Annotated in this window: 8 protein-coding genes and 1 pseudogene; 2 read left to right on the top strand and 7 right to left on the bottom strand. The window is 74.7% G+C overall.

The genetic code is table 11. The annotated features are described in order from the left end of the window. The 7 genes and pseudogenes from ACIBH3_RS28980 to ACIBH3_RS28950 all read right to left on the bottom strand — a co-directional run. Nucleotides 1–250 (bottom strand): annotated as a pseudogene (locus ACIBH3_RS28980) (serine/threonine protein kinase); the annotation flags it as partial. After that, nucleotides 247–1,017 carry a hypothetical protein gene (locus tag ACIBH3_RS28975; RefSeq protein WP_396315052.1) on the bottom strand — a complete coding sequence of 257 codons (771 nt, stop codon included), beginning with the start codon at nt 1,015–1,017 and terminating at the stop codon, nt 247–249. The pseudogene ACIBH3_RS28980 and the gene ACIBH3_RS28975, both read right to left, overlap by 4 nt. Nucleotides 1,018–1,140: 123 nt before the next feature. Continuing rightward, the gene (locus ACIBH3_RS28970) at nt 1,141–3,999 is read right to left on the bottom strand and encodes an AAA family ATPase (RefSeq protein WP_396315051.1); all 2,859 of its coding nucleotides are present in this window, start codon (nt 3,997–3,999) and stop codon (nt 1,141–1,143) included. Further along, a complete protein-coding gene (locus ACIBH3_RS28965; protein WP_396315050.1) occupies nt 3,996–5,042 on the bottom strand; it encodes an effector-associated domain EAD1-containing protein in 1,047 nt (348 codons plus the stop codon). The genes ACIBH3_RS28970 and ACIBH3_RS28965 overlap by 4 nt, the downstream gene beginning before the upstream one ends. A gap of 10 nt (nt 5,043–5,052) precedes the next feature. Then, nucleotides 5,053–6,183, bottom strand: a complete 1,131-nt coding sequence (locus tag ACIBH3_RS28960) for an effector-associated domain EAD1-containing protein (RefSeq protein ID WP_396315049.1) — start codon at nt 6,181–6,183, stop codon at nt 5,053–5,055. Then, on the bottom strand, nt 6,161–7,234 hold the full coding sequence (locus ACIBH3_RS28955; RefSeq protein ID WP_396315048.1) for a hypothetical protein: 1,074 nt from the start codon (nt 7,232–7,234) through the stop codon (nt 6,161–6,163). The genes ACIBH3_RS28960 and ACIBH3_RS28955 overlap by 23 nt, the downstream gene beginning before the upstream one ends. A gap of 226 nt (nt 7,235–7,460) precedes the next feature. Beyond that, entirely contained in the window at nt 7,461–9,317 is a 1,857-nt protein-coding gene (locus ACIBH3_RS28950) for a DNA/RNA non-specific endonuclease (protein ID WP_396315047.1), read from the bottom strand. Between the two features lie 426 nt (nt 9,318–9,743). Between ACIBH3_RS28950 and ACIBH3_RS28945 the strand changes: the two genes are divergently transcribed. Next, nucleotides 9,744–10,400: a LuxR C-terminal-related transcriptional regulator gene (locus tag ACIBH3_RS28945; protein WP_396315046.1), complete on the top strand. Its 657-nt coding sequence runs from the start codon at nt 9,744–9,746 to the stop codon at nt 10,398–10,400. A gap of 99 nt (nt 10,401–10,499) precedes the next feature. Next, complete coding sequence (locus ACIBH3_RS28940) at nt 10,500–15,197, top strand: hypothetical protein (protein ID WP_396315045.1); 4,698 nt, start codon at nt 10,500–10,502, stop codon at nt 15,195–15,197. Nucleotides 15,198–15,302 lie beyond the last annotated feature (105 nt).

The following is a 15,302-nucleotide window of genomic DNA, read 5'->3' as shown; positions in this document are numbered from 1 at the left end:
GGAGGTCTTTGGCGCGGTAGACGACGGCCATGCCGCCGCGGCCGGTTTCGGCTTCCAGGCGGTAGCCGGCGATCTGGCGCCCGACCATGCCGGAGAGCCCGGGAATCGGCTCCGGTTCCGGGTCCGGCAGTGAGCGCGCGGGGCGAGAGGGAGCCGGCACCGCGGCCGCCGGCATCGGGTCCGGCCGGGGCTGCGGATCGCGCTCCTGCTCCAGGACCGGGTCCGGCTGCGGCTGATGGACGGAGTTCACAGCTCACCCGCCGATGACATCCCGGCGGGCGGCGGGCGGCCGGACCCGCCCACACCGACCGGACCGCCCACACCGACCGGACCACCCGCGCTGCCCGGACCACCCGCGCTGCCCGGACCCCGAGCCGGGAAGGCACCCGCACCTGGGCCGCCACCCGAGCCCCGACCCGAGCCCCGACCCGAGCTGGCGCCCGAGCTGGCGCCCGAGCTGGCGCCCGAGCCGGCGCCCGAGCGCCCGCCCCGGCCGGCTGCCGGGGCCGCACCCGCTCCGACCGGCGAGCCGACCCCGGCCCGGGCGGCGGCGTAGGTCTGGAGCTGGAGCCCGTCGCAGTAGCACCACCGGTCGTGCACCGCGTCGAACAGCCAGAGCGCCTCGCCGTCCACGATCAGGCCGACCCGCCGGCCCCGGCTGCTGCGGCGGAAGGCCTCCAGGTCCAGCCGGCCGGCGGCGAGGTCCTCCAGCAGTGCGCGCTGGTGCCCGAGTGCCCGCTCTGCCTCGGCCAGCGCCGAGCGCGGGTCGGCCGTCCGGCTGAGCGGCTGGCCCGCCCGCCGGGGCTCGCCGGGCAGGCTGATGAGCAACTGGCCGTCCACCCAGGCGGACCAGCCGTTGGAGCAGACGATCCGGCTCCAGTCGCCCTGCTGCTCCAGGAGCTGCACGGGCAGCAGCGGATCCAGCCGCGCCGAGGGCCGGGCGGGGTCCGGGGCCGTCCAGGTGGGCAGCCCGTCCTGCGGGGTCACATGGGTGGGACGGAACTCGAAGTCGTTCATGCCGCGGTCCTTTCCGCCGGCGGGCCCGCCCGCAGGCACCCGCCGGTCCGCCCGCGGGACGTCCCGGCCCGCCCGTGGGGCGCGCCGACCCGACCGGCGGCCGGGTCTGTCCGGCCCGGTGTCTCAGCGAGAGCGATGGGTGTCATCGTGCTTCTCCGTGTGCTTCTCGGCGTCCAGCCACTGCCGGTAGATGTGGCTCAGGGCGGCCGCGACCCGGGCACCGCCGGGGAACGCGGCATTGAGCGCCGTCAGCGAGTTGGCGAGCAGGACGGGCGGCGTGGTGGCGAGCCAGCGCACCCAGAAGTCCGGATCGGAGGTGGGCGGCGCCGACCCGGTGGGGGCGTGCGTCGCGACCAGCGCGACGGCGGCGCCCTCCAACCGCCTGTCCCAGGACTCCAGGGCCGCGGCGAGGCTGCGGCTCTGCTCGGGGGCGAGGACCTGCAGACCGATCACGCGCAGCGACTGCCAGACCAGCTCCGGGCGGGTGTCGCCGAGCGCCGCCGTGAGGGAGACCAGCATCGCCGGATCCTGCGAGAGCAGCTCCACGCTCTTCTCGTCGACCAGCTTGACCAGCTGATGCCGGATCACCGCGGCCTGCTGCCCCGAGGACTGCGGCCGGGCCGAGCGTTCGAGCTCCCAGCGGGCCAGCGCGACCCGGATCTGCATGAGCTTGTCGCCCAGCTCCACGGCGAGCTTGGCGGCCAGGCCGAGCAGCGTGAGGGCCCGCTCCGGCTGCCCCTGCTCGAAGGACCAGCGCGCGTCCGTGTAGGTGGCCTCCAGGAAGGTGGCGCGGTCGCCCTCCTGTGCGGCCCGTTGCGCCGCGAGGCCCACCAGCTTGCGGGCCTTGGCCTGCTCGCCGATTCCGGCCCGTACCCGGGCCGCCAGGATCAGCAGCCGGCTGCTGACGCCCTCGGCGGAGTGCCCGTCCAGGACCGCCACCGCCCCGGCCAGGTCGCCCAGCTCCATCAGCCGGGTCACCTGCACCTGCGCATGGCGCTCCCACTCCTCCTGCGGGACGTGGTCGAGGATCGCGGCGGACAGCGTCATCCCGGCGCGCGCCGACAGGTACGCCTGGGCGCTGGGCGGGAGTTCGTCGATCGAGGGCACCAGCAGCGCCTCCGCGCCGGGCTCCCACCGTTCGTCCAGCACCGCCGCGCTCTCGCCCAGGCTGAGCCGGTGGTAGAGCTCCTCCGTCCGCGAGGAGAGGTCCCGCAGCCCGGCGTAGTGGCCGACCGCCGCCCGGTGGACCGCCGCGACCTGCCCCGGGGAGTCGGCCCGCAGCAGCGGCAGCAGCTGGCGGCGGACGTCCGCGCGGTGCTCCAGCGCACCGTCGGCGGCCCGGGTGACCAGGGTGACCTCGCGGGCGCACAGTTCGAACAGCTCCTCGGCGCGGGCGTCGTCGGGGACCGCCACGTCGCACCGGCCGGCGAGCACGTACCGGATCACACCGGGGGTCAGCCGCCGCAGCACCAGCCCCAGGTGGGCGAGCCGGCGCACGTCAGGGTCCTCGATGTGGTCGAGCACCCTGCGGTAGAGGTAGCCCTGGAGCTGGTCCGCGGTGATGTGGAGCTGCATGCTGCCCCGGCCGATGCCGGCCAGCCCCTCGGCGCCCCGGCTGCGCACCAGGTCGGCGGCCAGCCGCAGGCTGAGGGGGTTGCCGCCGACCAGGTCGATGACGCGGTCGACGCCGGCGGCGTCGGCGGCGATCCGGCGTCCCAGTAGCGCCGTCAGGTAGCCGCGGGCGGCCTCCCGGTCGAAGTCGGGCAGCCGGAGCGAGCGGGCCGGCTGCTCCACCGGCACCCGGCCGCAGAGCACGATCCGCAGTGCGGGGACGGCCTGCCCCAGGCTCCCGAACAGCCGCCACAGCTCGGCCAGCACCTCCGGCCCCTGCTGCTGGGCCAGCTCGAAGGTGTCGATCGCCAGCAGGATCGGGCCGGGGGGCAGGTAGCGGGTGAGGAGGTCGGCGAACTCCTGGTACAGCTCGGCCCGTTGGGTCGGCACGGTGAGCAGCCGCACCGAGGCGGTGATGCCGTCCTGGGCGCTGTGGGCGGACGTGGTGGTGTCGGTGATGCGGGAGCCGAGGACCTCGAAGTCCGGGCTCGCGGCGCGGCTGAGCCAGCCGGAGTGCAGGGCCTTGGCCTCCGGCAGCATCTGCGGGAACTGGACGCGCAGTTGGCGCACCGCCTCGATGATCAGGCTGAGCGGCTCCTGCGGGAGCATGCCCGGGCGGTCCAGGTCGATGAAGACGAACGGCAGTGGCGGGCCCGGGCCGTCCACCCGGTCCAGGATGAACTTCGCCAGCACGGTGGACTTCCCGATCCCGCCGGGCCCCCAGATCACCAGCGGCTCGCCCGGGGGCGCGCCGGCGTGGGAGCCGCTCCCCTCCAGATGGGCGGCGAGCTCCTTCAGGATGTCGGCCCGGCCGCCGAAGTGACTGCTCCGCACCCTGCGCAGCGAGTCCAGCAGTTGCAGCCGGCCGGTGCAGGCGGCCAGCCGCTCCTTGGACGGCAGCCCCGGTACGAGCCCGGCGAGCCAGCCCACCACCCGGGCGGTCGCCAGCAGCTCGGTGAGGTCCTGCTCCTCGACCGGCGGCGCGCTCCGGGTCAGGTAGCGGTCCAGGGCCTGCTGCACGGGCCCGCTGGTGCGCTCCGGGTTCGCCTCCAGGGCCGCCCGGTAGGAGTCCGGGCCGGCCATCTCGGCGAGCGTGGCGCGCCGTACGGCGTCGGGCAAGCGCCACTCGCGGTTGCCGCCGGGGCCGTGCACGGGTTGGCACTGGGCCACCAGGGCGCTGAGCGCCTTCTGGTCCGGCTCGCCGCCGGCGGGGTGGATCGTCTCCGGGCTGAAGCACACCAGGACGGCGGCCGCCTCCCGGTAGGCGCGCTCCGCCGGGGCGGGGGCCGGGGCGATCCGGCTCCGTTCCGCGAGCCGGGCGAGGCGTTCCACCACCACTTCCTCGGTCAGGCGTTCGCGTGCGCCGCTCACGGCAGGACCTCCCGCTCGAACACCGCGTTGGCGGTGGCCCGGACCCGCTCCGGCAGACTGCGCAGGGCCAGCGCCGGCTCCTGGGGCAGCTCCTGGAGCAGCTGGTCCACCACGAGCCCGACCACGTACGTCCCCAGATCCACGCCGACCTCCTCGGCCAGCCGGTGGAAGAAGTCGCACAGCACCGGCCGGTCGATCTCGCCGATCGGCTCGGTGAGCACCGAGTCCAGGGTGTGGAGCTCCAGGCGCTGGTAGCCGATCAGGATGACGCGAAGGCCGGGCAGGCGGTGGCGGATGGCCGCTCCCGCGAGGTGCTCGATGAGTTCGGCGGTGTCCTGGCGCAGCGGTACCTGGTCGAGGCTGTCCACCACGAGCACGTACTCCGCGCCGGTCGTCTGGTCGTAGAGCTGGCCGACCAGCCAGTCGCGCAGCCGCCGGGCCTGGCCGGCGCCCTGCGCGTGCTGGTCCACCGTCGGCTCGGGAAGCTTGAGTTCGAAGGCGATGGCGCCCATCAGGTCGAGCGGGGTGCAGATCTGGTCGGCCCACTCGCCGAGGTCGATCAGGACGGGCCGGAAGGACTTCAGCTGTTCCGCGATGTCGGCCACGAAGTACCAGGTGTAGGACTTGCCGCAGGACCTCGGGCCGGTCACCACGAGCACCCGGCTGCGGCTGTCGGACACCAGGTCCTTCAGGTGGCTGCGGAGCAACTCGCGGTCCAGGAAGAGGCGTTGGCCGACGAGATTGCTGAGGAAGGGGTCACCGCCGCCGCCCGTCGGCTCCCGGGAGCGCTCCAGCAGCCGGACGGCGACGCTGCGTACGGCGGGGTAGTTGCTCGCCCGCAGCATGGTGAGCAGCTCCTCCACCCAGCCCGCCCGGTTCGCCTCGTCGACCACGTCGCCGATGCGCAGCAGGAAGGTCGGGGCGAGCGTGATCTGGTCCATCGGGTGCTCGATGAAGCGCAGTTCCTGCTGGAGTTCGTCCGGCCTGAAGGCGGCGGCGACGGCCTGCACCAGGGTCCGCTGGTCAGGTCCGCAGAGCTTCATCGCGCACCGCCTACTCGCCCGCGGGGAAGACGGCGCCGGCCAGGCCGCGGCGCTCCAGCAGGGCTTGGATGGTGGCCAGTGGAACCGCCTCGTTGAACTGCGCGCGGTGCTCCGGACGGTAGTCGGGATCCCCGCTGTGGTGCAGCGCGACCAGGTTGAGATCGCGGTCGAAGCACGGCGAGCCGGAGGAGCCGGGTTCGGTGTCGACGAGATGCCGGACCCGGGTGGCGTTGCCGTTGCCGGCGAGCACCGTGCCGAACGCCATCCTGAGCGGGCCGGCCGCCGGGTGCTGGAGCAGGAACAGACTGCTGTCGGCGGGCGGCAGCGGTGCCGAGCCGGCGATCCAGCCGCGGGCGGCGGCGTCCGGGGCCGCGCGGTCGGCCGCGACCGGCTCCTGTCCGGGCGAGCCGGCGAGCCGGACCACCGCGTAGTCGAGCTCGTCCTGCGCGGGCAGGCGCTCGCCCCCGTCGACCATGCTGTCGACCTCACTGGGCGGGCTGGCGTCCACCAGCCAGTCCGTGCCGTGCAGGGCCACCGGCAGGCCGGGGTGCAGTACCGTCCCGTCCCCCGAACTGCGGTAGTCCAGGCGGACGGTGACACCCGCGGGTCGGACCCGGCCGGCGATCACGGGCTCCAGCACGTGGTAGTTGGTGACGCAGACGTCGGGCCCGGCCAGCCAGCCGGTGCCGTACGTGGTGCCGGCGTCCTGGACGACCTCCACCCGGCCCACCAGTCCCTCCAGGGCGCCCAGGCGCTCCCGCCAGGCCGTCGGATCCAGGTAACCCGGTTCGCTTCCGAGCAGCCGCTCCAGGTTCTCGCGCCGCTCCGGCGGCAGGGGAGTCAGCCGCCACTGCTCGGCGAAGCCACTCAGCCGGGCATTGGTCGGGTTGGACTCCCGGGCCGCCGCGATCAGCTGCGGCACCCAGCCCTCCCGGTCGGCGGTGTCCAGTACGTCGAAGACGATCGCCTTGAAGTTGGAGCCCAGTGAGAGGTCCTGCCTGCGCCGGTCGAGGTGGTAGCGCAGCATCTGGTCGAAGGCGTCCAGGGCGAAGGCGTCGCGCAGGGCGGCGTCGGCCTCCCTCAGCTGCGCGCCGGCCATGGCCATGGTGTCGACTCCCTCACTCCTGGCTGTCCTGGGCATCCGGGATGTCCTGGTCGTCCTGGTCGTCCTGCACGTACGCCCGGACGGCGTCGCGTACCGGCACGCTGGCGAGGTACTGGCCGGCGCCGTGGTGGTTGGCGCTGTCGTTGACCACGTAGCAGTCCGAGGTCAGCTCACTGGGTGCGAAGAGCGGCCGGACGGTGTGGTTGAGCGCGACGAGGTCCCGGGCGTCGGAGGCGTTGCGCCAGGCCGCCACGCCCGCCGGGACCCGCAGCGGCCGGCCGAGCTGGTCCTGGATCTCGGTGATGCCCAGCGGGGAGCCGATCGTGACGAAGAGCGGCACCTCGCGCCCGGCCTCCCTGAGGACGTCGTAGGCGATCACCGAGCCGAGACTGTGGCCGACCACCACGACCGGCCCCACCGTCCCGGCGAGCGCCTGCCGCACGACGTCCCTGATCTGCTCCCGCACCGGCTGGAAGAAGTACGCGTGCACGTCCTTGAAGGTGTGCGCGGCGAGCAGCCGGAACACGGCCGTCCGGCCGCCGCGCGGCAGCGGGAGGACCTCCAGTCCGGGGGCGGTGGCCGCGGGCGGCGGGCTCGTGAGAGCGCTCGGCCCGGCGGTGGGCTCACCGGCGCCCAGGGCGTCGGCGCAGTAGGTCATGGCCCGCAGCCAGCCTTCCAGCGGGGCGTCAGGGGAGCCGGTGCCGGCGGGCGCGGTGCCCTCCAGCGCCGGCCCCGGGTGGGCGCCGCGCAGCTCCCGGTGCCCGGCGCCCGCGTCGCCGTGGGCCTCGGCGAGGACGTCCGCCACGAAGACCTCCGGCGGGACGTACGACGGGGAGACGGCTGCCTCCAGCGCGGTGTCCCCGGGCGGCGGCCCGACGCCCGCCTCGGCCTCGGTGCCGGCCTCGGCCTCGATACCCGCCAGGGCCGGGCCGGACAGCGGTTTGGGGTAGCGCAGCGGAGCCCAGTACGCCATCCGCGAGGTGGCGCCCATGGCCCGTCCGAAGAGGGCCTCGTCCCACTGTCGCCGGAGCAGCTCTGCGGGCGGCTTGTTGCCTATCCCGTGCACGTACAGAATCGCCGGTCGCATCGGACCTCCAGAGGCCGGTCCCGCCCCTCGGGTGTGGATCTCCTGCCCGCGTCCGTCCCGCACCCTCCCGCACCCTCCCGCGTCTCCCCGCGCGGCTGCCCGCGGTGGCTCTCCGTCACCGTCCGCCCGGCCGGTCGAGCGGGTCGAACGGCCGGGTTCGGGGCAGCCACCTCGGCACCGTCACCGGCTCGGTGCCGGCGGCTCGGTGTCACCGCGTCAGTGCGGGTCAGTGCCACTGGATGTCGGCGAGCGAGGACAGCGGCTTCAGCTCCCTCAGGCTCTCCGGCACGGCCAGGGTGTCCGCCCTGCGCAGGGCGACCGGGAAGCGCAGGTGCGCCTGGTCCTCGATCTCGTTCAGGGTGACCTGGAAGACCCGGAACTCGTCCAGCTCCAGGGCCTCCAGCTCGTCCAGGTTCTGCGTCAGCAGGAACGCCTTGCACCTGAGCACGCCCTGCTCGGAGAAGACGATCACCTTGTAGAACGCCCGGGGGAGCCGTACGCCCCGGAAGAGCCGGTCGTCGTCCTGGTACACCGGCCCGCCGAAGACGCTCACCCGCAGGTCGTCGACCTCGACGTCGGCGAAGATGGCGTCCTCCAACTGCCCCCACAGCCCCTGCTTGGCGCTCTGGTTGAAGTCGTCCATCTGCGGCGTGATGTTGGTGTAGAAGAACGAGTCGACGTTGGCCTTGTTCGCCTCGGCCAGGCTGCCCCAGAGCAGGTCGGCCCGGCGCGCGATGTGGCCCCGGTCGAGCCGGTTGTCTCGGTAGAGCTCGTTGCCCACCTGGGCGTCGCTGGGCACCCGCGGATCCTTGACGAAGTCGATGCCGCTGCGGCTGAGCTTCTTCAGGGAGCCGCCGTCGATGTTCCAGGCCACCCAGATGTTGAAGCGCCGTGAGACGCTCTGCGCCAGTGAGAAGTGCGTGTAGCGGATGACCTCGGAGCCGTCGATCCGGACCGCGTCGTGCTCGATCTTGGGATGGAGTTCGGGGGTCTCGATCCGCACGCTCAGGAAGTCGGGGTCGTACCCGCTGAGCGCCTCCAGCACCTCGTGGGCCGGCGGCTGGAAGCCGATCTCCAGCTTCTCGAAGACCGGGCGCGGACGGCAGGCCAGCGCGTGTTCGTCCGGGTCGCCGTTGCTCTCGCCGCCGAAGTGCAGGCCGGCGAGGACCGTGCCCGCGGTGCCGTCGGGCTTCTCGAACAGCCAGGCCGCCCCGGAGTCGCCACCGCTGCTGACCTCGCCGTCACCGGGCGGCTCGGCCGGATTGACGCCGATCTCGACGCAGCCGATGACCTGCTCGCCGACCGTCCCGCCGTAGTCGATCTTGGCCATGGTGTCGATGCGCCGCACCACGCCGTGGGTCACACCGGTGGTCCGGCCGCTCTTGACCACCTTGTCGCCGAGCTCCGGCTCTCCCAGTGCCTGGGGCACCACGTCGAGCTCGAAGATCCGCGGATCGAAGTGGCGGTCCTCCACCGACGCCACCGCGCAGTCGCCGGCGGGCCCCAGGTGCGAGCGGACCAGCTTGCCGAGCCGGTTCTGCGTGACGCGGTTGTCGTCGTGCGGGCCGGGCTGCACCACGTCGTCGCCCAGCGCGCCGTCCGGCCCGTGCAACACGTGCCAGTTGCTCAGCGCGTACGGGGTGCCGTCGCGCTGGTCGAAGACGAAGCACCCGATGGTGCCCGCCGTGACGTGCACGTTCCCCACGCTCACACCGGGGACGACCGGGTCGATGCGCTTCTTGCGGACCGGGCTCTGCACCTCGGTGACCACACGGAAGTCCGGGGCGTAGCTGCGCTCGATGACCTCGGTCGGCACTTCGACGCCGTCCACCACCACGGACTCGGGGAGCATCGTGGTCCCCAGTGATTCCAGTGCCTCCGGCTCCGCCTTCTTGCCGACCGTGAACTGCAACGCGATCTCGCCCTGATCGTCGCCCTTGGTCCGGTAGCCGATGCCGACGGACGAGACGTTCGGATCCTTGAGATAGTCCGCGCCGCGCGTGCGAATGTACTGCCTGAGTGAGGAGATGACACTCTCCTCATCGACACTCCGGGTGTCGGTGGGAGCGTTATTCTTGGACATGGTGATTTCCCTTCGTGAGGCGAGGCTCACTCGTTCGGGAAGGCGGCCGTCCTGGCCTCGGTGAACTCGGCACCAGCGGTTCGGCTTCCATGTCGGCCGGACCGGGCGAATATCCCGCAACAGGCGGTGCGTGTGCGAATTGGCCTGGGGGAGGAACTCATCGCTAAATCCCTCCCGGGGATCGATGGCGCGAGGGTCTCGGTTTCAGTCTCGTCGGGGAATGCGGGGCCGCCAAGGGTAGAAATGCCCACAGCGCCGGGGCATTGCTACCCGGGAGCGGCCCGTGGTCGGGCCACTCCGGGGCCGCTCCGGCCGCGCTTGCGCGTGCCGGAGGGAGGCGAAGGGCGAAGACTGGACACCGGAGAGTACGAGGGCCGCATCCGACGGGTGGCGGCCCGGCAGCGGCATCCACACCGAGGACCACCCATGAGCGCTGATGCGAGACGGGTCGCGGTGATCGGCGACTGTCCGGTCTTCCGGTACGGCCTGGCGCGGGTGATCGACTCCGCCTCCGACCTGCTCTTCGCCATCGGCGGGGGATCGTTCGACGAGGTCCACGGCGAGCTGCAGCGCGGTGACGTGGTGCTCCTGGACCTCCAGATGCAGTCGGCCGACCTCTCGGCCACCGTCTACCGGCTCGCCGAACAGGGCATGGAGGTACTCGTCCTCTGCTCCGCACTGCAGAACGACATCGTGGGCCCGATGCAGGCCGGCGCCCGCGGTTGTCTGAGCCGTCAGGCGGGTGAGGAGGAACTGCTGGCAGCGATCAGGCTCGTCGCCTCCGGCTGCGACTACGTGTCCGCGGCGCTCGCCGTGCGGCCCTGGTCGGCGCTGTCGTGCCGGGTCACCGACCGGGAGCGGCAGATCCTGGAGTTACTCGCCAACGGGGAGACCGACCACGGGATCGCCGCCCGACTGGGGATCAGCGAGCACACCGTGCACTCGCACCTGGACCGGCTGCGCGACAAGATCGGCTCCAGGCGGCGGGCGGATCTCACCCGCTTCGCCATCGCGCACGACATCATCCCGAACTCCGAGGGCCGGCGCGCGGGCCCGGTCCGCCGCACGGGCCCCGCGCCCTGAGCACGCACCCCCGTGCCGTGACCCGATGTCGGGTCGGGCCGCCCCTCGCATCCACCACCCCGAGCAGGGCTGTCGGTGGCGCGTGCAAGGATCTCGGCCATGTCGATGGTGCACCTGCAACCGCCCGCTGATCCGAAGTCCTCCACGCTCTACCTGGACTGGCTGCGCGTCGGCTCGCCCGGCGCCGAGCAGGGTGCGCAGGAGCTGCTCGACCTGCTCCGCACCGGCCTGGGCCGCGCCCACGAGAAGCCCGGCCGGTTCCTGGACGAGCTGAAGCGCCATGCCCACCGGCTGCCGGCCGCGCACCTGCCCTGGTTCTGGGACACCGTCGGCCACCGCCTGGGCCGGCAGCTGCCACGGCTGAGCGGGCAGGCGTACCAGCTGGCCCGGCAGGCCGAGAGCGCCCACGGTCTGCCGGTGGACGAGGGCTACCACCGCGCGAACGCCCTGCTCTTCGCCGGGCTCGGCGTGCTGCCCGGCAAGGAGGTCGGCGCCCACCAGCGCCGGCTGTCCGCGACCCTGCCCCCGGACGAGGCCTACCGGGAGTTCCTCCGCTTCGTCGCGGCCTGGTCGGCCGGCGGCGCCGCGCCCCCGGCCGACCTGCACACCCGGCTGCGCGCCGCCGCCAAGGCGGCCGGCCACGGCCCGGCCGAGGACACCCGGGTGCTCGGCGAGGTGCTGGGCGCAGCGCGCGGCCGGGCCGTACCGGACGCGCTGCTGGACGGCGCCGCCAGGCTGTTCGCCACCCACCAGCCCGCCGGGGAGGTACAGGCCGCCCTGGTCGAGCTGTTCCCCAGCACCGACACCGACACCGCCGCCTGGATCCGCCTGCTGCGCGCCTGCGGCGCCGCCGAGGCCATGGCGCAGGACACCCTGACCCCCGAGAGCGGCCTGGCCGGCTGGCTGGCCCGGCTGCCGTACGAGTACTCCTTCGCCCGGCACGGCGGCGGCATCATGCGCCGTCAACTGCCCGACGAGCTCCTCGACCTGCTGCCGCTGCTCGCGGCGCGGCTGCGCCGCGAGGGCATTCCCGTCCGGCTGCACGAGACGCGCTGGCGGGACTCCGTGCTCGATGCCGACCTGGCCGACGCCTGCCTGGCGGCGGGTATCCCGGTGGAGACGCCGCCGCAGCGGGTGACGCTGCAGTTCTGGGGCGAGCGCGCCCGCCGGGACCTCACGGCACTCGCCGCCGACCCGGTGCTCGGCGCCCGCCTGGAGGGCACCGTCCACGGCGGCCTGCGGCGGGGCACCGCCCTCACCCGCCTGCCGGAGAACCCCGGCATCGCCCGGAGCGTCCACGCCCGCACCACCGCGCTGCTGGACGCGCTGGCCGGCGGCGGCCTCGCCGCGGCCGAGGAGGCCGTCACCGCGCTGGAGGCGCTGCTCGACCGCCCCACCACCACCGCCCTGGACGGCATCGAGGAGGCCCTCGCCGCCCTCGACCTGACGGGCCCGCTGCTGCGCACCCTGCGGGCCGGGCTGCCCGAGGAGCTCGGCTGGCCCGCCCTGGAGGAGGCCCTGGCCGAACTCGGGCCGGGCGAGCCCGCCGGCGTCACCTCCACCTGGCCGGTGCTCACCGTCTTCACAGCGCGCGCGGCCGTCGCCGTCGACCACCGCGGCCGCCGCGCCGACTGCACCTTCACCCTCCCCGGCGACGCCACCGCGCACTACGTCCACTACGCGGGCGGCGACTTCCTGATCAGCTGGACGGACGGCACCGCCCACTCCTACCCGGGCACCGCCTGCTGGGCGTCCCGCCCGGAGGACGTCTTCGCGATCGAGAACCACAGCGGCCTGGCGCGGCTCAGCGGGCTCGGCTACCAGTTCGAGACGGCCGACGGCACCGGCCGTCATGACGGTGAGCGCGTGCTGCGCCCCGGCGGCCATGAGGGCGCCGGGGACCACGAACTCCAGCTCAGCGACGGCCACCGGCTCTGGAGCAGCACCTCGTGGACGTACAGCCGCACCTGGCAGGCCCGGGACCTGGCCACCGGCGAGCCGACCGGCGACACCCAGCTGCCCGCCTTCTTCGCCGAGCCGCCGCTGCCCGAGGGCCACCGGCTCTGCCGCGACCTGATCAGCCTGGCCCCGCTGCCCGCCGGGGCCGGCGCCTCGCCCCTGGGGCACCGGGAGGGCCTGGCCGGCTTCCGGGTGACGGAGCGCACCGACCGCCCCGGCAACGAACCGGGCTGGTTCAGGCTGGAGGGCACGGACGGCCGCAGCGCCGACTTCCGGGCCGACCGCCGTGGCCAGGACCCGTGGGGCATCGTCCGGCTGCCGGCCGGCGGCGCGGAGTGCGTGATCACCGACGAACGGCCGTTCCGCTGCTACGACGCGCAGGACAACTCCCTGCTGTGGCAGGCCGACTTCACCACCGCCCGGCTGCCGCACCCCGCCTTCTGGCACTTCCTGGCCGAGCGGCACCCCGACTCCTCCCGGGCGCTCCGCGCCGCCCCGGACGCGCTTGCCCCGGCCCTGCTCGTGGCAGCCCGTGCGGCCAGGGCGGCTTGTGCGGCCGAGGCGCCGGGGGCTTCCGGCCCGTCCGACTCGCCCGACGGGCCGCTGCGCGCCGAACTCGGCCGCCTGCTCCCGGGCCTGACCGACCCGCGGATCACCTCCGGGGTCATCGATGCCGCCCGCCGCACCGAAGCCGTGCTCCGGCGCCGCGAAGAGCTCTCCCGGCGGGTCGCCGTGATCCGCTCGGGCCGACTGGCGCCGCTCGGCCGGGCCCCCGACACCGGGCTGCTGGGCGCCTTGCGCGGCCTGGTCGAGGTGCCGCGCCACCACGCCTCCGAGCCGCCGTCACCCCAGCCGGCCATCCTCACCGCGCTCGCCGCGGACGGCGCCCACCTCGGCGGCCGGATCGACGAGCAGACCCGCCGCCTGAGCGCCCCCGCCCGCACCCGCGACTGGACGCCGCTGCTCGGCCGGATCGACGCCGCCGCCTGGCGGCTGGTGACCGCCGCCACCGTCGACGGCGACCGGCCGGCGCTGGCGGCCCTGCTGCGTTGCTGGGCCGAGCAGCCGTTCGCCGCCCCCGGCAGCTGGCGGCTCGGCGAGGCCACCGGCGCCGCGCTCACCGCGGTGCACGCCGGCGGCCGGCCCGCGCTCGCCGTCCGCGGCGACAAGCTCTCCCGGCTGGCCCCCGAACCCCACCGGCCGCTCGACGCCGAGGCCGACCACCGCTTCCTCCAGCCCGCCGCCGACCCGGTACCCGAGGGCGCCGGCGCACTGGAGAACGTCACCGTCGAGCGGGACGACCGCGCGCGGCTGGCCCGGCTGCTCGCCCTGCTCGCCGAGCGCGGCCCGGTCCGGCCGGGCGCCGACGCCGTGGACGCCTTCGTCGCCCGCACCGGGGTACGGCGGGTCGCCGCCCAGTTCGTCCTGGACGGCCTGCCCGAGCGCGCCGACCACCGGGCCAACGAGCGGCTGCTGACCGTCAAGCCCTACCAGGCCACCAAGGAGGTCGCCTCCCGGCTGCGGACCACCCTGCACCGCCTGGGCACCGCAGGCCGGCTGGAACTGCTGGCGGCCGCCCTCCCCGACGACCCGGCGCAGCTCTGGGAGCCGGGCGGCGCCGTCGCCGCGGCCGAGCGGATGGCCGAGGTCTGGGCCCGACTGGTGGGCGTCGAGCGCCAGGTCGACGACCTGGCGGCCGCCCAACTCGAACAGGACCTCGGTCTCTCCTCGGGCATCCTGACGGCACTGGCCCGGCCGGCCGAGTCCGACCTGCTCACCACCGACCGCCGGGTCGTCCTCGGCTCCGACACCACCGGCTCGGTCTGGCTCCACCTCGCCGACCGGGACGGCCGCCCCGCCGGCACCTGGTTCGCCCACAACACCCCGTACGCCGCCGAGGCCTCGGCCCTGGTCTGGGCGCTGACCGAGCGCCCGGTCGGGGACGCGGTGGCGGCCGGCGCGGCGCAGCTGTACGACCGGCTGAGCCGGCGGCTCGATGCCCCCGGGCTGCTGGTGCCGGCCGGGTTCCACCGGCTGCCCGGCACACCGCAGGAGCGGGCCGCCTTCTTCGGCCCGGGCACCCACCCCGTCCTGTCCCGCCCGCGGCGGCCCCGCCCGGGTGCCGCCGAGCCGGAGCCGGTGCCCGAGCCGGCGTCCGAGCAGGCCGGGCCGCCGGTGGTCCACGACGACGGACTGCTGCTGGTGCCCGACACCACCGGCTACGGCCGGCTGTACCTGCGCCCGGCCGCGCTGACCGACCAGGACGCCCGCCGGCGGGTCGAGCAGTACTGCGCCGGGCACGGCCTGGACGCCGTGCTGCTGGCGATCCGCCAGGTCGAGGCACTGCGCGCGGGCGGTGGCCTGGAGCGGATGGTCCGCCGCGCCGCCGACACGCCCGTCCCGGCCGGCGGGTACGAGGCCAATCCGCTGCTGAGCGCCCGTGAGCTGGTGGACGAGGTGGCCCGCGAGCTGGCGATCGAGCCGGACGCCGCCGCCCTGCTGCTCCAGCTGCTCGCGCTGCTCAGGCCGACCGACCGCAACGTCCGGCGGTGGAACGGCTGGACACCGGCCCGGCACCGGGCGGCCCAGGAGCAGCTGGTCGCCGCCGGGCTGGTGGAGAGCGACAAGCGGCCCCGGGCCGGGCGCTCGGTGTTCGCGCGTGGGCCCTGGGTCGTGCTGAGGGCTCCGGAGCTGCCGGTGGAGGAGGCCAAGCTGACCAGCCATCTGGCCGTCTGCGGGTACCGGAAGGAGGCCGAGGGCCCGTTCATCCGCCTGCTGCCGCCCCGGCCGCTGCACGAGCTGTTCGCCGAGGCCTGGCAGGCGTACCGGGGCGGCTGACCGGTCGGCCGACGTCTCCGTGCTGGCGGGTGGGCGGGAGCCTCGCCGAACTCGGCTGCCCGACCGGGCTGTTGGCCGCGGAACGGTGGGTGTGCGGCGCTCCGG

The organism is Kitasatospora sp. NPDC050543 (assembly GCF_044457565.1).
In the GTDB taxonomy this organism is placed as follows: Bacteria; Actinomycetota; Actinomycetes; order Streptomycetales; family Streptomycetaceae; genus Kitasatospora.
Note: the sequence above shows the minus strand (reverse complement) of the source record. Positions and strands in the feature narration are given on the sequence as shown.

Excerpts from the sequence above, each read along its gene's own strand:
- ACIBH3_RS28975 (WP_396315052.1), bottom strand. The coding sequence starts at position 1,017 with ATGAACGACTTCGAGTTCCGTCCCACCCATGTGACCCCGCAGGACGGG.
- ACIBH3_RS28965 (WP_396315050.1), bottom strand. The coding sequence starts at position 5,042 with ATGAAGCTCTGCGGACCTGACCAGCGGACCCTGGTGCAGGCCGTCGCC.
- ACIBH3_RS28960 (WP_396315049.1), bottom strand. The coding sequence starts at position 6,183 with ATGCCCAGGACAGCCAGGAGTGAGGGAGTCGACACCATGGCCATGGCC.
- ACIBH3_RS28955 (WP_396315048.1), bottom strand. The coding sequence starts at position 7,234 with ATGCGACCGGCGATTCTGTACGTGCACGGGATAGGCAACAAGCCGCCC.
- ACIBH3_RS28950 (WP_396315047.1), bottom strand. The coding sequence starts at position 9,317 with ATGTCCAAGAATAACGCTCCCACCGACACCCGGAGTGTCGATGAGGAG.
- ACIBH3_RS28945 (WP_396315046.1), top strand. The coding sequence starts at position 9,744 with ATGAGCGCTGATGCGAGACGGGTCGCGGTGATCGGCGACTGTCCGGTC.
- ACIBH3_RS28940 (WP_396315045.1), top strand. The coding sequence starts at position 10,500 with ATGTCGATGGTGCACCTGCAACCGCCCGCTGATCCGAAGTCCTCCACG.